This is a genomic window from Pedobacter sp. CAN_A7, assembly GCF_015752175.1.
Taxonomy (GTDB): Bacteria; Bacteroidota; Bacteroidia; order Sphingobacteriales; family Sphingobacteriaceae; genus Pedobacter.
Genome location: NZ_JADOUW010000002.1, coordinates 723947 through 744828, shown reverse-complemented (window position 1 = coordinate 744828; position 20882 = coordinate 723947). Strand labels below are relative to the sequence as shown.

Here is a 20882-nt window from a genome sequence, read left to right as displayed (position 1 = left end):
TTTATGGTAACATACCTTTTTTATGGCGTCTCTATGGCGATCGAAGCCGGTGCCAATACCATAGAATTGCCTTATATTTGTTCGATGTTATCGTATACGGAAGAGAATTACCTGAAAGCCTTACTCAGGATAGGAAACCAAAATGAGGGCAAAGCTGAAGCAGGCACCAATGAACTTGCCGCACAGGTAGGCGTTAAACCTGCTACGGCAACCGACATGTTCAAAAAACTTAAAGAAAAAAAATTAGTAGATTACAAAAAATACGGGAAAATCTCGCTGACTGATACTGGACTTAAGCTTGCGCTTAATATTGTGCGTAAACACCGCCTCTGGGAAACGTTTTTATATCAGAAACTCGATTTCAGCTGGGATGAAGTGCATGATGTAGCCGAACAACTGGAGCACATCCATTCAGAAAAGCTCATCAACAAACTTGACGAATTTCTGGAGTATCCAGCTTTTGATCCACATGGTGACCCTATACCAAAAGCTAACGGCGAAATTCTTCTGATGGATAGAAATGTACTTTCAGAGTTAAAACCGGGGCAAAAAGCCTTGGTGGTAGCCGTTAGAGATACATCTATTGTGTTTTTACAATATTTGAAAAAGCTGGGCATCAACATTGGTACCCCAATAAAAGTGTTAGAAACGGTTCCTTTTGATGGCTCTATGGTAATTTCCATTGAAGATCAGGAACCACGCAGCGTATCTGTACAATTTGCAGATAGCCTGTATGTGCGTAAATAAATAGAAAAAGACCATTATTATGTCAACAGAGATAAAGTGTCCTAATTGTGCCCATAGCTTTCCCATTGAGGAAGTGATGGCCGAAGAATATAAAAAAGACCTCCGCGAAAAAATGGTGTCTTTCACCAAGCAAAAGGAAGAAGAATTTAAAATCAAACAACAGGAGTTTTCCCAGCAGCAGCAGCAGCTGACCCTGGCTATGGAACAGAAGCAAAAGGATTTTATAAGACAACAGCAGCAGCTGGAGCAGTCTTTTGCACAGAAACAACAAGAGCAGGCAACACTTTTTGAACAAAAACTGGCTACTGAAAAAAAGCAGATCCAGCAAAGCATGGAGGAAAATCTGCGAAAAAGCATTGCCACAGATTTCGAGAACAAGCTTAGCCTGCTCGACCAGGCCAATAAGGAGCAGGAAGAGAAATTAAAACTGGCCCGGGCTAAAGAAATGTCCTTTTTAATCAAGGAAAAAGAAATCGTGGAAAAAGAAGCCGAGCTGGAACTGAAAATGCAGCGCATGTTGCAGGAACAGCGGGCAGAACTGGTGGAACAGATCAGAAAACAGGAACATGAAAAAAGCAATATCAGAGACACGGAGCACCTGCTGCGGGTAAAGGAACTGGAAAAACAGCTCGAAGACCAGAAGAAATTGGCAGAAGAGATGAAACGTAAAGCTGAACAGGGCTCTATGCAGCTGCAGGGTGAAGCACAGGAATTAATTTTGGAAGAACTGTTACGTAATGCTTTCCCTTTCGATATGGTTACCGAAGTGGGTAAAGGGGTGCGTGGCGCCGATTGTGTTCACCATGTGCGCAATCAATTTGGACAGGAATGCGGGCGTATCATTTACGAAAGTAAAAGAACTAAAGAATTCTCACCAGAATGGATTGAGAAGCTTAAAAAAGACATGCGGGGCATGGGGGTTGATGTTGCGGTTATTGTAACACAATGTTACCCTAAAGGCATGGATTGTTTCGGCGAGAAAGATGGTGTATGGATCTGTTCTTTTGACGAGGTCAAAGCCGTTTCCTATATCTTGAGAGATGGTATTGTGAAATTGTTCAGCGCATCAAAATCACAGGAAAACCGTGGTGATAAAATGCACATGTTATACGACTATCTGACCAGCAGCGAGTTTTCTGAACAATGGAAAGCTATCCGTGAAGGCTTTATGAGCATGAAACTTTCTATCCAAAAAGAACGGGATGCCATGGAACGGTTATGGAAATCGCGCGAAAAACAACTGGAAAAAGTAATGCTCAATGCGGCGCACATCCGTGGCTCCATAGAAGGAATATCAGGTACAGAAAGTATCCGTTTTAACTTAACCGACGACGATGATGATGAGCCTTTGTTGTTAGGCTAAGCTTAGTGCTGAAATGACCAAGCCACAAAACGACTTGTTTTCTGCCCCTGTGCCATTTCTACCGTTTTAACCCGTACAGCGCCAACTTTATCCGTCATGTAATAGACATCGGGAACGTTGGCGCTTTTTGATACCAGTGTAGTAAACCATTGCACTTGGTCGCCAAAAGCTACACTTTCCTGAACCATCGTTTGTATAAAAGTAATCTCGCCACCTTTACACCACAATTCTACAGGCTGGCCACCAAAATTTAGCACCTTACTATTTTTACCAAGGTTATGTAGTTTTCGTTGCGAACCAATTGCTGCCGCTGCGGCAGAAGAATGAAATGGAGGATTACATAAAGTAAGGTCAAATTTTTCACCTGGTTTGATGATGCCCGCCAATACCTTTTCCGGATCAGGTTGTAAACGCACACTAACCGCATTAGTTAAACTGGAATTAGCTGCAACAATATTCTTTACAGCCTCTACTGCACGTTTATCCACTTCAGAACCCACAAAGGTCCAGCCATATTCCTGATGCCCAATCAGCGGATATACACAGTTTGCTCCTACACCAACATCCAAAACCTTCACCCCTTTACCGGTTGGCACTTTACCCTCATTGCCTTCTGCCAACAGATCGGCCAGGTAATGAATATAGTCGGCACGGCCTGGAATCGGCGGACAAAGATAATTCTCCGGAATATCCCAGTGTTCGATGTCGTAATGTTGCTTCAACAGGGCTTTATTAAGCATTTTAACCGCAGCAGGGTCGGCAAAATCGATAGATTCTTCGCCATAAGGCGTCACAATAATAAAATCGCGTAAGGCAGGCGTGCTTTTTACTAAAAGCGCAAAATCATACCTTGAACGGTGTTTATTGCGGGGATGTAAAAGTTTCTTTTCTTCTTTTGCCGGTGTAGCCATGGATTGTGTAATTGGTGTGCTTATCTTTACTTCACAAAAGTAGGCCTAAAATCTCAAACCTCCGCTATGCTCCATAAAACCAGGGGAATTATTTTAAAAACCACCTTATACAGCGAAAGCAGTGTAGTGGTACAGGTTTTTACAGAGAAATTCGGCATCCAATCGTACCTGATTAATGGCGTTAAAAAACCGAAGGCAAAGATCAGGATGAACATGTTGCAGCCATTACACCTGGCAGATATGGTGGTTTACCATAAAGTAAATTCGGGCTTACAAAGGGTGTCGGAATTAAAGCCCTCACCGGTATTCCGTAGCATCCCCTACGACATTGTAAAAAGCTCCATTGTCATCTTTTTAAACGAAGTGCTCTATAAGAGCATAAGACAACAACATACCGACGAAAACCTGTTCAGCTTTATCTACAATGCCATCAGCTGGTTTGACGAAACCACAACGGCGCAACCCAACTTTCACCTGGCCTTTTTATTAAAGTTATCCAGATTTTTAGGTTTTGCACCCAGTTTGGAAAGCAAAAGCGACCTTAGTTTTTTTGATTTACAAGAGGGGGAATTTAAATCGCAGCCTCCTTTACATCCTAACTATATCGCAAAAACAGAGGCGGCCTTCTTCATTTCGCTCTACTCCACTCCTTTTGAGCAGCTAGGCGAAATAAAATTCAATAATGCCACCAGAAGGTTGATCTTGGATAAAATATTGATTTTCTACACGTTACACACTGCATCATTTGGAGAAATTAAATCTCATCAAATTTTAGAGGATGTATTGTCGTAATTTATTCAAAAAGTTTTGGAGTTTTGACTTAGAGGTGTATATTTGCACTCCCTCAACAAGGGAAGCGCTTAAGCCGCTGACTTCGGTTAAAGCTTAAAGAACCTCAAGGGAGATTAGCTCAGCTGGTTCAGAGCACCTGCCTTACAAGCAGGGGGTCACTGGTTCGAACCCAGTATCTCCCACCAAACTTTCAGGATCGAAAGTTTAATAAACTCAATAGCTAGCCCAACTATTGTTTATTTAAGGGCAGAACCCAAGGGAGATTAGCTCAGCTGGTTCAGAGCACCTGCCTTACAAGCAGGGGGTCACTGGTTCGAACCCAGTATCTCCCACCAAAAAAAAGCCTTTCAGTATAAACTGAGAGGCTTTTTTGCGTTTACTGGTTATTTGATGGTATTACGAAGCCTAGACCAATGATTCGACATGACTTGCGACCAAGTCCGACCCAGAGCCTGAGTGCAACCAGGGTCACGCTAAGCATACAAATCTTCAACGCCCAAACCAAAGCCGATCAAGCACATTTTTGACTGAAGCAGAACTTAACTGTAACTGATGATCTGTGTTTATCGAAAGCATATCTCCTCTATATCTGCTCTATATCACGTTGGACTAAACGTAGACCGGATATACAGCAGATATACAGCCGGCAATCTAGCAGAATACGTTACCTATAAGCCCTGGCCATGTCATATTTGCCCAACATTAGCATTGATCTAATTGGTCACACATTGCCTGACCAATTTCAATTTACTGTTTTTTATAGCAATTGACAACTTGTATAAAGCACCACCCTTGATTTTTGCTCATTTCCCCATACCCAATTTTTTAGTAACTTTGTGAAAATTACAAGCGTTATCATGGCAGTTTTACATAGAAAAGAAGAGAAAATTGAAGTCGTGTTGAGTAAACTTCCAAAAGATTATACCGACCAGCAGTTTGTGGAGACCTTTATACAACTTTACTCCATGGATTGGGGAAAGATTAAAGCAAATTACATCAAACAATCGCAGGACAAAGAACCTGGTGCTATCATTAACATGCCTAAGCCAGAAATCTATTTAAAGAACGTGTTAAAAGTCTATCTAGACAACTTAGATAAAAAATAAATTCTCTAAACAATACCTCGGGGTGCCATACTATAAAAGGCTGAGAACACACCCGTAGAACCTGGACCGGATAATGCCGGTTAGGAAAGGTAAGCAGCTGGTTATCCACCTTACCTTAATTCAATCTTGCCGGTTTAAAAGCCGATGAGAAAGTTTTTATAAAGCGGCCCCCCATTGGGGCCTCCTAGTTAAGGTACAGAAAAATGGATATAAAAGATTGGTTCCAATTATTTAATCAGCAGCTTGCACAAACCAGCATCATCGAGTGGTTAGCCGTAGGATTTGGCGTTACAGAAGTATTGCTGGCTAAGCGAAACAAAATCTGGCTCTATCCTACTGGCATCATCTCCATCCTGCTTTCCATGTACATTTTACTCAGCGTTGGCCTTTATGCCGAGATGCTGTTGAACATGTATTACCTGGCGATGAGTGTTTATGGCTGGATGGTCTGGAAAAAGCGGGTCGGCCAGCCCCTGATTCAGGTGAGCTGGAGTAGCCGGAAAGAGCTAACCATTGCTGTAGCCATCGCTACAGGTGGCTTTGTCATCCTACATTTATTCCTAAAACACTTTACCGATTCCGATGTACCCATTTGGGATGCAGCGGTTTCCTCTACAGCCTGGGCAGGCATGTGGCTGCTCACCCGCCGCAAAATAGAAAACTGGATCTTTCTAAATATTTCCAACTTTTTTGCCATCCCTTTACTGATCCATAAACAACTGCCCATGTTTGCCCTGCTCACCACGGTATTGTTTATCGTCGCCATTTTTGGCTATATCGACTGGAAACGCATCATCCAAAACAAACAGCTAGCTAATTAACATGCAACATATGCTCCAGCCTTCAGCTTGTGAAACCATCAAGAGATTTGCCGCTTTTTCAGAAGAAATGGGTGTACTGCATCCTGAACTTTTAAACTTAGCCTACCAGCAGCAATGGTTTAAGTTGTTTGTACCCGACATTTATGGCGGACCTGCATTACTCCTGCCAGAAATTCTGCGTTTAGAAGAAGAAATAGCAGCGGCTGATGGCAGCCTGGGCTGGACGGTTACCCTATGTAGTGGAGCGGGCTGGTTTGCCGGTTTTCTGGATACAGAGCTAGCGAAAGAAGTTTTTGCCGATCCAAAGGTTTGTTTTGCTGGGAGCGGCGCAATCGGTGGAACAGCAACCAAGAATAAAGATGGTTACGTGATTAATGGCACCTGGAACTACGCCAGCGGAGCACTGCATGCCACCATTTTTACTGCAAATTGTGTGATCTGTGATGACCAGGGACAACCGCTTTTAGACTTAAATGGAGAACAGCAGGTAAAATCATTCATCCTAAAAAAGGAAGAAGTGGAGATTCTGTCGGGCTGGTCGTATTTCGGACTGGTGGCCACAGGTAGTCATGCTTTTACCGTAACCGATAGAAAAGTTCCTTTGAACAGAACCTTTGAGATCAACAAAGCCATACAAGTGGATACCCCGGGTTTTGATTACCCATTTTTACAGCTTGCAGAAACGACATTAGCTGTCAATAGTGCCGGTATGGCTAAACATTTCCTGGCGCTGGCTGATGCCAGCTTTAAACAGCGGACTGGCCAAAAACGCTATAGCCCAGAACAAGTGACGTTTTTTGAATCAGAATTAAGGCGCTGCACACAGGCATTAACGAAAGTAAGGGAAGACTTTTACCAGGCATTTGACCTTTCCTGGTCGCAACTAATCGCTGAGGGAGGAATTAGTGAAGCGGCATTACAAGCTGTTAGCACGAGCAGCCGGAAACTGGCGCATGTCTCCCGACAGGTTGCCGATGAACTATTCCCTTATTGCGGACTGGAAGCAGCGAAAAAAGAAACAGAAATAAACAGGGTTTGGCGCGACCTGCATACCGCCAGTCAGCATTCCCTGCTCACCTTTTTATAAACTGGAATCAGCTTGTTCCAGCCTAACAACCTGCATTTTCTTAACGTACAACTTACTCGCTATCTTATGAACAGGAACCAGGTTGTTCCAGCGTAGCAACTTGCATTTTCTTAACGTACAGCTCATCAACCAGAATAATTACAATAGCCAATAGTGGCACGGCGAGAATTATACCCAAAACACCAGAAAGTGTACCCATAATGACCTGACTAATGATGGTTAATGCCGGTGGCAGGTTAATCATCCGTTTCTGTATCAATGGGGTAACAATATTACTCACAATGGCTTGTGATACCACATAAATACAAGCCGTAATAATGGCGGTTTCTGTACTGATGGTTAACGCCAGTAACACGCCGGGAATCATGGCCGCAAGTGAACCAAAGTTAGGTACAATTTTAAGCAGTCCTGTAATCAATCCAAGCGCAAGTGCTACGGGTATGGCCATTACGGAGAGGCCAAGTGTAATTAAAATGGTAATTAATACCATGGATAACATGGTGCCTTTTAACCAGCCTTTAAGCACCTGACTGATGCGTTCTACCACGGTACGGGCAAGAATTTTGTTACTTGTGGGGATAAGCTTTAAAAAGCCTTCCTTATATAATTTAGGACTCGCGGTAAAAAAGATGCCCAGCAGAATGATGATGTACAAGTTACCCAAAACCCCAAAACTGGTATGGAAAAAGGCCTGGGCGGTATTCATCAACTTTTCTGAATTTGGTCCGGACAAGTGCTCCAATATTTTAAGTCCGATAGGTGTTTCAGAAAGCTTTAGCTTCACGTTATTTATGGTGGTAGGCAAGGTTTCACTTAAAATAGCGGCCTGGGTTTGAATTTTTGTGCCCATAAACCAAAGCAACAGACCTAGTATAATAAATGACCCCAATACAGCAATCAGCATGCTCCAACGCCGGCTTAGCCGGGTGTTCTTTTGAACAAGATCGCCCATGCCATGAAAATAAACAGCAATAAGTGATCCTGCAAGCACCATGAGTAACACATTAAAAGCCACTCTGGCAATTAAAATCATAACCACCAGTAAGGCAACAATGGCTACGGTTTGCCAGACTTTTTGTATATAGGTTAATTCCTTATTTGTTATAGGGTCTGTCTGTTTATTTTCAGGGATCATTTTGCGTTTCCAAGGCTGTTTTTCAGCTTCGGTTAGTCAACAATCAGGGACAAGAGTTTGTTTTATGAGCCCGGGATAGCACTTAAGCAATTTCCACAGGTTCAAAAAGCAGCTGCAGGTGTTGCTGGTAATGCGCCAGGTCTGTTGGGATATCTGCATTTTTTTCCACATCGTGAAAGTGGATGCCTTCCATTTGCGTAAGTCCGGCAAAAGCATTCATGCGATGAAAACCGAATAACACGCCATCATCTACACTGCGTTCGTTGAAAAACTCACCAGGCAGGGTGAAAGCAGTTGCCGGGGCATTCCACGATGTGGTGACCATATATTTTTTCCCATTTAAATTACCTCCGGTGCCATAATTAACCGCAGGGTTGGCTGATGAACGACCGTCACTTCGGTAAATGCCTTTTTGATGACCTTCGGTAAAAACCACATCGATATATTTTTTGAAAGCGTGAGGCACCTGGAACCACCAGATTGGCGTGTGGTAGATGATCACATCTGCCCATACAAAGTTTTTCACTTCTTGCTCAGGTTCATAATCTTCATTGACGTTTGTGGTTCTGACCTCGTAACCCGGCTTGTTGAAAAAGTCGTAAGTAGCTGTACTCATTGTTTTATTGAAACGGCCACCGGAATGTCCAAACACCTGGCCTGCATTGATGATAAATATTTTTTCTGTATTCATGATATCTATTTAATGACACAAAATTACCTGCTGGGTATAGATAATTAAAATAGTATAATTCATATATTAGTATCATAATACTGATGACTATGGTAAATTTAGAATGGTTCAGAACGTTTAAGGCAATTTACGAGACCGGCAGCCTAACGGCAGCTGCCGATTTGTTATACATTTCGCAACCGGGGGTGAGTTTGCATTTAAACTCACTGGAGGCGCATGTAGGTTACAAATTGTTTGACCGCAGCACGAGAAAAATGGTCTCCACAGAACGTGGTAAAATATTGTATAACTATGTGCAGGAAGCAGTGTGTAAACTGGAAGAAGCAGAGCAACATTTTCATAAGAGCACGAACAAGGAAAAAGCGACCATCAGCATAGGCATGTGCTTTGAAACCTTTCAATTTACGCTGGAATCTTACTTACCCAGTTTGCAGTTTAATGTGATCATTAAATTTGGCGACTATCCGGAGATGCTTAAAGACCTGGATAATGGCTTACTGGATCTCATTATTACCCCTCAGAAAGGTGATTACAAAAACCTGGTTTACACCCCTTTTTTTAAAGAACAGATTGTAGTGGTTGGAGGGATACAAACCCCAACAGCCGATTTAGATGTGCTTCTTCATGCCCAAGACACCGAAGGCATACAGCACTGGCTAAAACAGCAAACTTGGTATGGCACCACAGGAGATATGGAACACCTGCGTAGGTTTTGGCATAATAACTTTGCCAGAAGGCCAGATTTTAAACCTAATTACATTGTGCCAAACTTAAGCTCGATTATACGTTGTTTAAGCCACGGGCAGGGTATTGCGGTAGTACCCGACTTTTTATGCAGGAAGGAGATTATTGCCGGAAAAATCAAGCTGTTATGGGCCGGCGACCAGGTGATTGAGAATACCTTATACTTTGGAAAGCGAAAAAAATCTATGTATACAGCAGAACTTCAGCAGATAGAAGAAATATTCTTAAAAGAAATGGTTTTAGACCACGAAATCGATACAAAGTAAATTTGTAGCGCTGTAGTGAAAACCCTAAATTGGCTGTAACCAATCATAAACCATAATAACACAGGGAACATGCTAGAAAATACGTATGATGCAATTGTAATCGGATCAGGCATCAGCGGCGGCTGGGCAGCAAAAGAATTAACTCAAAAGGGGTTAAAAACATTAATGCTGGAGCGCGGAAGAAACTACGAACACATAAAAGATTATAAATACGGCACTAAACTACCCTGGGAATTTGAACACCGAGGCAAAACCACCAAAGAACAGCAGGAAAAATATCCGGTGATACACCGGGGTTGGGCAGCTAGTGAAGGGGTAATGGACTGCTGGGCAAATGAACAGGATAGCCCTTATACGGAAGAAAAGCCCTTTACCTGGTGGCGCAGTTACCAGCTGGGTGGGCGCTCTACACTGTGGGGCCGCCAAAGTTACCGTTTCAGTGATTTTGATTTTAACGCCAATGCTGCCGAACAATGGGCAGTAGACTGGCCGATCCGTTATAAAGACATTGCCCCCTGGTATGATTATGTAGAAAAGTTTGCAGGCATTAGTGGGTCGACAGAAGGATTGGCGCATTTACCAGACGGACACTTTTTACCGCCGGTACCTTTAAATGTTGTAGAAAAAGATGTAGCCGCCAGGCTTAAAAAACATTATAACGACCAGCGTCACCTGATTATAGGTCGGACAGCCAATTTAACCGCCGCCATTCCTGGTCGCACAAAGTGCCAGTTCAGAGATCGCTGCTGGGAAGGTTGTCCTTTTGGCGGCTATTTTAGCACACAATCGTCAACACTACCTGCTGCAGTAGCTACTGGAAACCTCACCGTGCGTCCTTTTAGCATTGTTACTCGAATACTTTACGATAAAAACACAAAAAAAGCGACTGGCGTGGAAGTACTTGATGCGGAAACACAAGAGACCTATACTTTTAACGCGAAGATTATTTTTCTGAATGCTTCAGCCTTAAACTCTGCATGGGTGCTCATGAATTCAGCCACCGATGTTTGGGAAGGCGGATTAGGCAGCAGCAGTGGCGAATTGGGCCATAATGTAATGGATCACCATTACAATTTAGGTGCTTCAGGCACGGTGGAAGGATTCGATGACATGACCGTCTCTGGTCGACGCCCCACAGGCTTTTATATTCCAAGGTTCACCAATTTATATGGCGACAAACGTGCTTACCAGCGCGGATTTGGCTATCAGGGCAGTGCCAGTTTGGAAAACTGGGGCCGTGAAATTGCGGAACTTAATGTTGGCGGCGAGTTTAAGGATACACTGAATGAACCCGGAGGATGGAAAATAGGCATGACTGGCTTTGGCGAAATTTTGCCACACCATGAAAATAAGATTTCACTCGATAAAACTAAAAAAGACAAATGGGGCTTGCCGGTTCTATCCATGGATGCTGAGCTGAAGGATAATGAACTAAAAATGCGGAAAGACATTATAGACGAAGGCGCCAACATGCTGGAAGCAGCGGGGGTTAAAAATGTACAAACCTGGGACAGCGGCCATGCCATGGGGCATGGTATCCATGAAATGGGGACTGCCAGAATGGGTAGAGATCCTAAAACATCGGTATTAAATGCCAATAACCAGGTATGGGATGCACTAAATGTTTTCGTAACCGATGGAGCTTGTATGACGTCTTCGTCATGCGTTAACCCTAGTCTGACTTATATGGCTTTAACCGCGAGAGCTTGCGACTTTGCAGTCAATGAATTAAAAAAAGGTAACCTTTAATAGTATACGATGAACAGAAGAGAAGCATTGTCGAGGGTAGCCATTTTAATTGGCGGAACCGTTATTGGCGGTAATTTATTTTTAACAGGCTGCAAAAGCACTACTGCAGATGGATTTGTTTTAACGGCCAAAGAAATGTCCCTATTTGAAGAGGTCGCAGAAAGCATTCTGCCGGAAACGGCAAAGTCGGGCGGTGCCAAAGCGGCTCAGGTGGGTTCCTTTGCACAGCTGATGGTACGCGATTGTTATTCGCTGGAAGAACAAAAGGCATTTACTTCGGGGCTTGGCAGCCTGGATGAGGCCTGTGAGCAATTGAAGGGCAAATCTTTTATAGCATGTAATGCCACAGAGCGGCAGGAATTTTTGGTGAGCCTGGATCCGGCAAAGACACCATATTATTCCATGATCAGACAACTTACTTTATTAGGCTATTTCACATCAGAAATCGGGTATAAAGCGCAGAACTATCAATCTGTTCCAGGTGGTTATGAAGGGGCGATAAGGAAAAGCTAAAACAGAATGTAGTGCTTTACCGTTGTTAGTACGTAATTAATAAGAAACGTATGATAGCCACAGACACTGCATTTGACGACGCTAAACATTTTTACACGCAGGTATTAAACATATTAAATGAGCACGGTTTAAACTATATGCTCGGCGGAGGTTTCGCCATGTATCATTATACGGGTATTGATCGTGACACCAAAGATCTTGATATCTTTTGCAAGGCTGCTGAATATCCGAAAATATTAAAACTGATGGCAGATAAAGGCTTTCAGACGGAATTGACTGACATCAGGTGGCTGGCTAAAATATTTAATGGTGAACATTATATCGACATCATTTTTGATACCGTCAATAACATTTGCAAAGTAGACCAAACCTGGTATGATCATGCTACAGATGGGGAGTACAATGGTGTAGCGGTTAAGTTTATGCCCGCCGAAGAATTAGTGTGGTGTAAACTTTATGTACAAAACCGGGAGCGCTATGACGGTGCCGACATTAACCACCTTTTATTAAAAAAAGGGGAAACACTAGACTGGAAACGCGTTTTATTTAGAATGGACCAACACTGGCACCTGTTATTGGCACAACTGCTAATTTTCCAGTTTGTGTATCCCGCGGATTACCACCAGATTATTCCTAAATGGCTTTTTGATGAATTGGTTGAAAAAGCAACCGAACAATATGATATTCCTGCTTCCTTAGAAAAAGTGTGTCGTGGTCCTGTTATTGATCAAACACAATATGAGGTAGATATTAAAAACTGGAATTATAAAGTAAGTACCATAAAAACAACGTAAAGATGGAAGAAGCGGAAAGACAACCTGTACGCATCGCCGCCCTTGCCGATATCCACATCAGGGAAACGGACCGGGGAAAATGGGTAGACTGTTTTAATGACATTGCGGCAAAAGCAGATATCATGATTATTGCCGGCGACTTAACCGATACCGGTGATGAAGGCGAAGCAGCTATTTTGATAGAAGAACTGAAACAGTGTAAAATTCCTATTGTGGGCGTTTTGGGCAACCACGATTATGAGAAGGGACGACAGAAACTGATTAGACAGATGCTACAATCGAATAACATCCAGATGCTTGACGGTGAAGCCGTTGTCATTAAGGGGATTGGATTTGCTGGTGTCAAAGGATTTGGTGGTGGTTTTGACAAATATATGTTATCCATGTTTGGCGAAGGGGCCATGAAATCCTTTGTGCAGGAGGCTGTAGATGAAGCCTTACACCTGGATCGTGCACTCGCCCGGCTTGATCAGGACCATGACAACATTAAAAAGATTGCCATTATGCATTATGCACCTATTGCGGAAACAGTTATTGGGGAACCGGAAGCAATATTTCCTTTTTTGGGATCTTCACGATTGGCAGAACCTTTAACCCGGAGAAATGTGGTGGCGGCTTTCCACGGGCATGCTCATTCTGGCACATTAGAAGGGGAAGCCCCTGGAGGGGTTAAAGTTTTTAACGTGGCTAAACCTATTTTAGAGAAAAGTGGTTATGACTGCGGGTATTACCTGTATACAATTTAGGTAAAACAAAAAAGGGCCTGTGCATTGTGCAAAGGCCCTTTAATCATTTACGTGTTTCCTTATTCTTCTGCCGCTTGCTCATTTACGAAAGTTTCTGCAACTTCGGTCAGGGCAACATCCGTTTCTTTTTCATTATCTAACGTTTGCTGTAAAAGGTCCATTACTTCGGTATGGCCCATATTACCAGCAAATGTTCTCAACGTTCCGTAGGATGCAATTTCATAATGCTCCACTTTTTGAGCAGCAAGGATTAAACCTGCATCTCTAACTAAAGTACCTGAGTCGGTATCCTCAATAATTCCGTCGGCCTCTTCTAATAAACCTTCCATTGCATCGCATTTTTTAGCACTGGCTTTTTCTCCTAAAAGTTCAAATACTTTTTCCAGTCTGTCAATATGCTCTTGGGTTTCTACGGTATGTTTTTCAAATGCCGCTGCAAGCTCCGGACTAGTTGAGGCTTTCTTCATTTTTGGCAAAGCTTTTACCAAATGTTTTTCGGCCCAATACAGATCTTTCAATCCGTCAACAAAGAATTTATGGAATTCAGAATTTTCCATTTTCCCTGTTTTACCCGTTGGTTTGCTGGTGGTCTTTGCTTTTTTTGTTGCCGGTGATTTAGTGTCGCTTGTTTTTGATGTAGTTGCCATAATATATATTTTTTTTATAGGTTTTTGTTTGCCTATTACAACCTACATCGTAAGATATTGTTTAATAAATTTTAAAATTGTATGAAAAAATCTTTCCGAATAAGGCTGTTATTCATTATCTTAACAAATTATCCTTGTATATAAAAGCGCCTAAAAAGAACTCTTTTGCATTTTATCTAACAGAATTAACAAAAAACATTAGGTTTACGTTAATTTTGCAATTCGGTATTTTATTTACTGTAGAAATATAAAAAACGTTATATGATTATTGTTCCTAAAACACGTGGTTTTATCTGTCTTACCTCTCACCCTAAAGGATGTGAAGAAAATGTTAAAAATCAGATTAGCTATGTAAAATCAAAAGGACCTATTGAAGGGCCTAAAAAAGTATTGGTGATTGGAGCTTCGACCGGATTCGGTTTGTCGTCCAGAATTACCAGTGCTTTTGGATCAAATGCGGCTACAATTGGCGTATTTTTTGAAAAACCGGCAGCACCAGGCAAACCAGGTTCGGCAGGTTGGTACAACAACGCAGCTTTTGAGCAACAGGCACAGGAAGCTGGTTTGTATGCAAAAAGTGTAAATGGAGATGCTTTTTCTAAAGAAATTAAAGAAAAAACACTTGCCTTGATTAAAGCAGATCTTGGACAGGTGGATCTAATTATTTATAGTCTGGCTTCGCCCAGAAGAACACACCCTGAAACCGGCGTGGTTTACAATTCTGTATTAAAACCAATTGGCCAGTCTTTCACTAACAAAACGGTTGATTTTCATACCGGCATTGTATCGGAGATTACGATCAATTCGGCAACTGAAGAAGAAATTGAAAATACGGTAATGGTGATGGGTGGTGAAGATTGGGAAATGTGGATTGACGCTTTAAAAGCAGCAGATTTGTTGGCCCCGGGGGTAACTACGGTTGCTTATTCTTATATCGGTCCGGCTTTAACTGAAGCAGTTTACCGTAAAGGGACCATCGGACGTGCTAAAGACCACATTGAAGCTACAGCTTTTACCATTGGTGATAAATTGAAAGATTTACAAGGCCGCGCTTATATATCAGTAAACAAAGCATTGGTTACACAAGCCAGTTCTGCCATCCCAGTTATTCCACTATACGTTTCCTTGCTTTACAAAGTGATGAAAGAAGAAGGTATACATGAAGGCTGTATTGAGCAAATTGCCCGTTTATTCCAGGAACGCCTATACATCAACGGCGAAACACCTGTAGATGAAAAAGGAAGAATCCGTATAGACGACTTAGAGATGCGTCCGGATGTACAACAACGCGTTGCTGAACTTTGGGCAGATGCCACAACGGAAACACTTCCTGGTACTGGAGATCTGGCAGGTTACCACAAAGATTTCTTTAACCTGTTTGGATTTGAAGTAGAAGGGGTAGATTACGACGCTGATGTTAACGAAATTGTCGAAACACCAGGCTTACAAGACTAAAAAACAATCAGCATAATTTTAATTAATTAAAATTATGCTGATTTTCAAATAATTATCCGTACGTTTGTCATTCAATTTTTTAATTACAATACAATGCAAGAAGGAATAGTAAAATTTTTTAATGAGTCTAAAGGTTTTGGTTTTATCGTACCGTCGAATGGTGGTGCAGAAATCTTTGTTCACTCAAGTGGCCTATTAGGCGAAATCCGTGAAAACGATAAAGTTTCTTACAATGAAGAACAAGGTCGTAAAGGATTAAATGCAGTAAATGTTCAAGTAATCTAAAGTTCCTTATTACATATATTGTAAAAACCGCCCCAAAAGGGCGGTTTTTTCTATTTAAGGGTTTTTGGTTTCTACAATTTCTTCCGTTCCTTCTGTATCTTCCTCCCCATGCTTTTCTGGATTCAGCTGCACTGTGCCCTGTCCATCTTTTTTTGAAAATAGAATAGGATAAAGCATCATTAAAGCACCAACCATAAAAAGCAAGCCGGCCACTTCCAGGGCATAGATACTGTTTTCTACTTCTCTGTTATACATGACGATATAAACAACAAATGCTATTACGCCTAAAATCAAAATGATGACGGCTTTTTGTAGTTTGAGTATTTTTATCATGGCTTGTGTTTATTTAGTTTTCGTTTTTTTATCAGGCTGGTGATAACAAATATCAATCCAATTGCTTCAAGGATCATGCTGGCGATAATAAGGCCAATTGCAGTCGACACATTGGTATTTTTAAGAAGGAAGGCAATGGGCATGAAAATTACCGCAGCAACCATGCATATCATCCCAATTTTCAGGTGTTTAGTCATAAAACAAATTAGCCACAAAGCTACCTTTTTCCATTCTAATACGTTAACTTTGCAACCTTAATTTTTAAGGATACTGGATAGATGTATAGGGAATTCAAACAACTGGAATTAGCGAAAATAGGTAAAGAAATACTTGACTTTTGGAAATCGGAAAACATCTTTGAAAAGAGTATTTCTACACGTTCCGAAGCGAAAACATTTACTTTTTACGAAGGACCACCGTCGGCCAATGGCATGCCGGGGATTCACCATGTGATGGGCCGTGCCATTAAAGACATCTTTTGCCGTTACAAAACCCTTAAAGGTTTTCAGGTTAAACGTAAAGGTGGCTGGGATACGCATGGTTTACCCATAGAACTGGCTGTTGAAAAAAAACTAGGCATTACCAAAGAAGATATCGGTAAGAAAATTACCGTGGAAGAATATAATTCTGCCTGCCGTGAGGAAGTAATGAAATACACAGATGTATGGAATGACCTGACAGAGAAGATGGGATATTGGGTAGATCTGGAAAAACCATACATCACCTATGAAAATGAATACATGGAAAGCCTTTGGTGGATCCTGAAGTCATTTTACAATAAAGGTCTCTTATACAAAGGATACACCGTACAACCATATTCTCCTGCTGCAGGTACAGGTTTAAGCTCTCACGAACTTAACCAGCCAGGCACCTACAAAATGTTGAAGGACACATCGATTACTGCGCAATTCTTTTTGAAGAATGATCAGGAACATCCTTTGATGCCCTTACTTTTTGATAACGATCAGGAAGAAACCGCCATTATAGCCTGGACCACTACACCATGGACTTTGCCTTCAAACTGCGCCCTTGCCGTTGGAGAGAAAATAACCTATGTTAAAGTAAAAACCTTTAACCCTTACACCTTCTTACCAGTGAGTGTGGTTTTAGCAAAAGATTTACTGGGTAAACACTTAAAAAACGACGCTAAAGACCTGGATTTTGCAGCCTATACAGGTGGCGATAAATTAATCCCATGGACGGTGGCCGCTGAATTTACCGGTAAAGACCTGGTAGGTTTACGTTATCACCAGTTAATGGAATATGTGACCAATGAAGACCTGGAGAAAAATGCTTTCCGTGTAATTCCGGGCGACTTTGTCACCACAGAAGATGGAACAGGGATTGTTCACACCGCATCGATCTTTGGTGCCGACGATTTCAGGGTTGCCAGGGAAAACAATGTTCCATCGGTAATGGTGAAAGATGAAAAAGGAAATGAAAGTCCACTGGTTGACAAACAAGGTAAGTTTGTTCAGGAAGTGACTGATTTTGCCGGTCGTTATGTTAAAGAAGAATACTACAGTGATGAAGAACGTCAGGCAGCTGATTTCAAGCCAACCGATGTACTTATCGCCATTAAATTAAAAGAAGACAATAAGGCGTTTGACGTTAAAAAATACGAACACAGTTATCCGCATTGCTGGAGAACAGACAAGCCAATCCTTTACTATCCTTTAGACAGCTGGTTTATCAAAACTACTGCAGTGAAAGAAAAAATGGTGGCTTTGAATAAAACCATCAACTGGAAACCAGAGGCAACCGGAACCGGACGTTTTGGCAACTGGCTGGAAAACCTGGTTGACTGGAACTTATCACGTTCCCGCTATTGGGGTACACCTTTACCAATCTGGAGAACCAAAGATGGCGAGCAGGAAAAATGTATTGGCTCCCTGGCAGAACTAAACGAAGAGATTCAGAAATCTGTGGAAGCTGGTTTTATGGAAGCTTCCTTTGAATTAAAAGATATGCACCGCCCATACGTGGATGACGTGATCTTAACCTCCCCTACTGGTGAGAAAATGTTCAGGGAACTGGATTTAATTGACGTTTGGTTTGATAGCGGTGCCATGCCGTATGCACAATGGCATTTCCCTTTTGAAAACAAAGATGCTTTTGAAAGCGCCTACCCAGCAGATTTTATTGCGGAGGGTGTTGACCAGACACGTGGCTGGTTTTTTACCCTACATGCCATTGCGGTGATGTTAAGTGAAAGCAGCGACGAGATCAAAGCGGTAAATGAGAAAGTAGGAAACCCTGGTGTAGCTTTTAAAAATGTGGTTTCCAATGGTTTGGTGCTTGATAAAAACGGCAACAAAATGTCTAAACGTTTAGGCAATGGCGTTGACCCTTTTAGTACCATAGAAACCTATAGTGCCGATGCCACCCGCTGGTATATGATCAGCAACGCATCACCATGGGATAACCTCAAATTTAACATGGATGGGCTTGATGAAGTACGTAGAAAATTCTTCGGCACGTTATACAATACTTATGCTTTCTTTGCCTTGTATGCTAACATTGACCAGTTTAGTATTGATAAAGATAATGAAACCCCGGTTGCAGACCGCAGTGAGTTAGACCGGTGGATTTTATCGTTATTACAAAACCTGATTAATGAGGTTGATGAGAATTTTAACACTTATGAACCTACTAAAGCAACAAGGGCTATTCAAACTTTTGTTGATGAGCACTTAAGTAACTGGTATATCCGTTTGTCGCGCAGACGTTTCTGGAAAGGCGAAATGACGGCCGATAAAAAAGCAGCCTACGAAACATTGTATACTTGCTTAACAACCATATCACAGTTGATGTCGCCGGTAGCGCCATTTTTTGCCGATTGGTTGTACCAAAACCTTAGCGTTGGTACGAAAGAAAATCACACTGAATCTGTACACCTTACTTTATGGAAGGATGCAGACCAAACACTTATTGATCAGGAATTGAACGAACGTATGGAGTTGGCACAACAGATTTCATCATTGGCCTTATCCCTGCGCAAGAAAAGTTCGATCAATGTTCGTCAGCCTTTAGCGAAAATATTGTTACCTGTGTTAGACGAAAAATTCGCTGATAAAGTAGAATTGGTTAAAGAATTAATTCTATCTGAAACTAACATTAAAAATATTGAGTACATTAGAGACACGGCAGGGTTTATAAAGAAAAAAATTAAACCTAATTTTAAAACACTTGGACCTAAAGTAGGCAAAGACATGAAAACTGTTGCTGCATACATAAATGGATTAAGTGCAGAGCAATTAGCTGTCTTTGAAAGCACCGGTGAACTGGCCATTCCAGATACGGATTACCTAGTACAACTAACTGATGTAGAGATTATTGCAGAAGACATTCCGGGCTGGCAAGTAACTAACCTTGGCAACCTTACCGTTGCCCTGGATATTACCCTGACCGACGAATTAAAACAAGAAGGTTTATCGCGGGAGCTGATTAACCGGATACAGAATTTAAGAAAGGAACTGAACTTTGAAGTGACGGACCGCATTAAGGTGACTTTACAAAATCATAACCTGATCGCGACAGCCGCATTGCAAAATAAGTTATACATTTGCTCGGAAATATTAGCCGACGACCTCAATTTAACTGATTCACCGGTGATAGGAAACAAAATCACCATTGATGATGTTGAGTTACATATTTCGATAGAAAAACAATAATATTATGGAAAAACCCACAAAAACAAGGTATTCTGATAGTGAGTTAAAAGAATTCAAAGAGCTGATCCAAGACAAATTAAGAATGGCAAAGGAAGAATTCCTGTCTTTGACCAATTCCTTAAGCAGTCCTAATTCAAATGGCACAGAAGATACGTCCGGAACTTACAAAACATTGGAAGATGGATCTGCTACTTTAGAAAAAGAGCAAATCAACCAGTTAGCTGCACGTCAAAAGAAGTTCATTGAAAATCTGGAAGCTGCGCTTGTGCGTATTGAGAATAAAACTTACGGTGTTTGCAGAGAGACTGGTAAATTGATCCAAAAAGAACGTTTACGTGCAGTACCGCATGCAACTTTAAGTATGGAAGCAAAACTGAAGCAAGCATAATGAAGGGCTATACAAAACCTTTACTACTTATTTTCATCATCTTATTAGTCGACCAGGCCTCTAAAACCTGGGTTAAAACCAACATGTACCTCGGCCAGGAATTTAAAATTCTTGGCGATTGGTTCATTATCCATTTTACTGAAAACAACGGTATGGCCTTTGGCCTGGAGTTTGGCGGAGAGTTTGGAAAACTTTTCCTTTCTTTATTTAGAATAGCTGCCGTAGCCGGGATAGGCTATGGCATGCATTACCTGATTCAGCATAAATACCATCGCGGCTTAATTATTAAAGTAGCGATGATTTTTGCAGGTGCCCTGGGTAATATAATCGACTCTGTATTTTATGGAAGAGTATATGACTATGCCACTTTATTTCATGGTCGTGTAGTTGACATGTTTTATTTCCCGATACTTCAGGGTATTTTCCCTACCTGGGTACCTATCTGGGGAGGTGAAGACTATATCTTCTTCAGACCTGTATTTAATGTGGCAGATGCGGCAATTTCTGTTGGCGTGATCTTAATCCTTATATACCAGAAAACTTACTTTAAAGAAGAAGTTGTTGAAGAAATAGGACCTAATAATGAGGTCGTTGAAGAATAACAAAACCCTTGTAGACTAATTTGTATGGATTTG

The 20882-nt window shown here is 41.7% G+C and carries 21 protein-coding genes, 2 tRNA genes and 1 riboswitch; of the genes, 18 read left to right on the top strand and 5 right to left on the bottom strand.

The genetic code is table 11. The features are described 5' to 3' along the window. Positions 1 to 3 precede the first annotated feature (3 nt). Both IWX76_RS09375 and IWX76_RS09370 read left to right on the top strand, forming a co-directional pair. Entirely contained in the window at positions 4 to 747 is a 744-nt protein-coding gene (locus tag IWX76_RS09375) for a metal-dependent transcriptional regulator (protein WP_334641583.1), read from the top strand. A gap of 19 nt (positions 748 to 766) precedes the next feature. Further along, positions 767 to 2110 (top strand): DUF2130 domain-containing protein, encoded by a 1344-nt coding sequence (locus IWX76_RS09370; protein ID WP_334641581.1) that lies wholly within the window; start codon positions 767 to 769, stop codon positions 2108 to 2110. 2 nt (positions 2111 to 2112) lie between these two features. Here IWX76_RS09370 and rlmF read toward each other — a convergent pair whose 3' ends face one another. Beyond that, entirely contained in the window at positions 2113 to 3021 is a 909-nt protein-coding gene (gene rlmF, locus IWX76_RS09365) for a 23S rRNA (adenine(1618)-N(6))-methyltransferase RlmF (protein ID WP_196859638.1), read from the bottom strand. A 66-nt stretch (positions 3022 to 3087) separates the two neighbouring features. Between rlmF and recO the strand changes: the two genes are divergently transcribed. The 6 genes from recO to IWX76_RS09335 all read left to right on the top strand — a co-directional run bounded on the left by recO (position 3088) and on the right by IWX76_RS09335 (position 6827). Continuing rightward, positions 3088 to 3813: a DNA repair protein RecO gene (gene recO / locus IWX76_RS09360; protein ID WP_196859637.1), complete on the top strand. Its 726-nt coding sequence runs from the start codon at positions 3088 to 3090 to the stop codon at positions 3811 to 3813. Positions 3814 to 3920: 107 nt separating this feature from the next. Beyond that, positions 3921 to 3998, top strand: a tRNA-Val gene (locus IWX76_RS09355). Between the two features lie 72 nt (positions 3999 to 4070). Then, positions 4071 to 4148: transfer RNA gene (locus tag IWX76_RS09350), tRNA-Val, on the top strand. A gap of 522 nt (positions 4149 to 4670) precedes the next feature. Then, entirely contained in the window at positions 4671 to 4919 is a 249-nt protein-coding gene (locus IWX76_RS09345; protein WP_196859636.1) for a hypothetical protein, read from the top strand. Between the two features lie 8 nt (positions 4920 to 4927). Further along, positions 4928 to 5023, top strand: a riboswitch (TPP riboswitch). Positions 5024 to 5122: 99 nt separating this feature from the next. Then, entirely contained in the window at positions 5123 to 5740 is a 618-nt protein-coding gene (pnuC, locus tag IWX76_RS09340; protein WP_196859635.1) for a nicotinamide riboside transporter PnuC, read from the top strand. Between the two features lie 10 nt (positions 5741 to 5750). Further along, positions 5751 to 6827 (top strand): acyl-CoA dehydrogenase, encoded by a 1077-nt coding sequence (locus tag IWX76_RS09335; protein ID WP_334641579.1) that lies wholly within the window; start codon positions 5751 to 5753, stop codon positions 6825 to 6827. 64 nt (positions 6828 to 6891) lie between these two features. Here IWX76_RS09335 and IWX76_RS09330 read toward each other — a convergent pair whose 3' ends face one another. Continuing rightward, positions 6892 to 7962, bottom strand: a complete 1071-nt coding sequence (locus tag IWX76_RS09330; RefSeq protein ID WP_196859633.1) for an AI-2E family transporter — start codon at positions 7960 to 7962, stop codon at positions 6892 to 6894. A gap of 82 nt (positions 7963 to 8044) precedes the next feature. Continuing rightward, entirely contained in the window at positions 8045 to 8653 is a 609-nt protein-coding gene (locus IWX76_RS09325) for an NAD(P)H-dependent oxidoreductase (protein ID WP_196859632.1), read from the bottom strand. A gap of 89 nt (positions 8654 to 8742) precedes the next feature. On the opposite strand from IWX76_RS09325, the gene IWX76_RS09320 reads away from it, so the two are divergent. The 5 genes from IWX76_RS09320 to IWX76_RS09300 all read left to right on the top strand — a co-directional run bounded on the left by IWX76_RS09320 (position 8743) and on the right by IWX76_RS09300 (position 13465). Next, positions 8743 to 9663, top strand: a complete 921-nt coding sequence (locus IWX76_RS09320; RefSeq protein ID WP_196859631.1) for a LysR family transcriptional regulator — start codon at positions 8743 to 8745, stop codon at positions 9661 to 9663. Positions 9664 to 9732: 69 nt separating this feature from the next. Further along, positions 9733 to 11412 (top strand): GMC oxidoreductase, encoded by a 1680-nt coding sequence (locus IWX76_RS09315; protein WP_196859630.1) that lies wholly within the window; start codon positions 9733 to 9735, stop codon positions 11410 to 11412. Positions 11413 to 11421: 9 nt separating this feature from the next. After that, positions 11422 to 11925, top strand: coding sequence for a gluconate 2-dehydrogenase subunit 3 family protein (locus tag IWX76_RS09310; protein WP_196859629.1), 504 nt, complete (start codon positions 11422 to 11424; stop codon positions 11923 to 11925). A gap of 50 nt (positions 11926 to 11975) precedes the next feature. After that, entirely contained in the window at positions 11976 to 12719 is a 744-nt protein-coding gene (locus IWX76_RS09305; protein WP_196859628.1) for a nucleotidyltransferase, read from the top strand. A 2-nt stretch (positions 12720 to 12721) separates the two neighbouring features. Beyond that, positions 12722 to 13465 carry a metallophosphoesterase family protein gene (locus tag IWX76_RS09300; protein ID WP_196859627.1) on the top strand — a complete coding sequence of 248 codons (744 nt, stop codon included), beginning with the start codon at positions 12722 to 12724 and terminating at the stop codon, positions 13463 to 13465. A gap of 59 nt (positions 13466 to 13524) precedes the next feature. Here IWX76_RS09300 and IWX76_RS09295 read toward each other — a convergent pair whose 3' ends face one another. Next, positions 13525 to 14112: a YciE/YciF ferroxidase family protein gene (locus IWX76_RS09295; protein ID WP_196859626.1), complete on the bottom strand. Its 588-nt coding sequence runs from the start codon at positions 14110 to 14112 to the stop codon at positions 13525 to 13527. A gap of 261 nt (positions 14113 to 14373) precedes the next feature. Here IWX76_RS09295 and fabV point away from each other — a divergent pair, with 261 nt between their 5' ends. Together fabV and IWX76_RS09285 are read left to right on the top strand one after the other, a co-directional pair. After that, positions 14374 to 15567: an enoyl-ACP reductase FabV gene (fabV, locus tag IWX76_RS09290; protein ID WP_196859625.1), complete on the top strand. Its 1194-nt coding sequence runs from the start codon at positions 14374 to 14376 to the stop codon at positions 15565 to 15567. Positions 15568 to 15660: 93 nt separating this feature from the next. After that, a complete protein-coding gene (locus IWX76_RS09285; RefSeq protein WP_196859624.1) occupies positions 15661 to 15852 on the top strand; it encodes a cold-shock protein in 192 nt (63 codons plus the stop codon). Positions 15853 to 15906: 54 nt separating this feature from the next. On the opposite strand, the gene IWX76_RS09280 is transcribed toward IWX76_RS09285, so the two are convergent. Then, on the bottom strand, positions 15907 to 16185 hold the full coding sequence (locus IWX76_RS09280; RefSeq protein WP_196859623.1) for an isoleucyl-tRNA synthetase: 279 nt from the start codon (positions 16183 to 16185) through the stop codon (positions 15907 to 15909). A 278-nt stretch (positions 16186 to 16463) separates the two neighbouring features. Here IWX76_RS09280 and ileS point away from each other — a divergent pair, with 278 nt between their 5' ends. The 3 genes from ileS to IWX76_RS09265 are packed head-to-tail and all read left to right on the top strand — an operon-like array spanning position 16464 to position 20849. Beyond that, the gene (gene ileS, locus IWX76_RS09275) at positions 16464 to 19859 is read left to right on the top strand and encodes an isoleucine--tRNA ligase (RefSeq protein WP_196859622.1); all 3396 of its coding nucleotides are present in this window, start codon (positions 16464 to 16466) and stop codon (positions 19857 to 19859) included. Positions 19860 to 19863: 4 nt separating this feature from the next. Beyond that, positions 19864 to 20247, top strand: a complete 384-nt coding sequence (locus tag IWX76_RS09270; protein ID WP_196859621.1) for a TraR/DksA family transcriptional regulator — start codon at positions 19864 to 19866, stop codon at positions 20245 to 20247. After that, positions 20247 to 20849, top strand: coding sequence for a lipoprotein signal peptidase (locus IWX76_RS09265; RefSeq protein WP_196859620.1), 603 nt, complete (start codon positions 20247 to 20249; stop codon positions 20847 to 20849). Before IWX76_RS09270 ends, IWX76_RS09265 begins: the two co-directional genes overlap by 1 nt. Positions 20850 to 20882 lie beyond the last annotated feature (33 nt).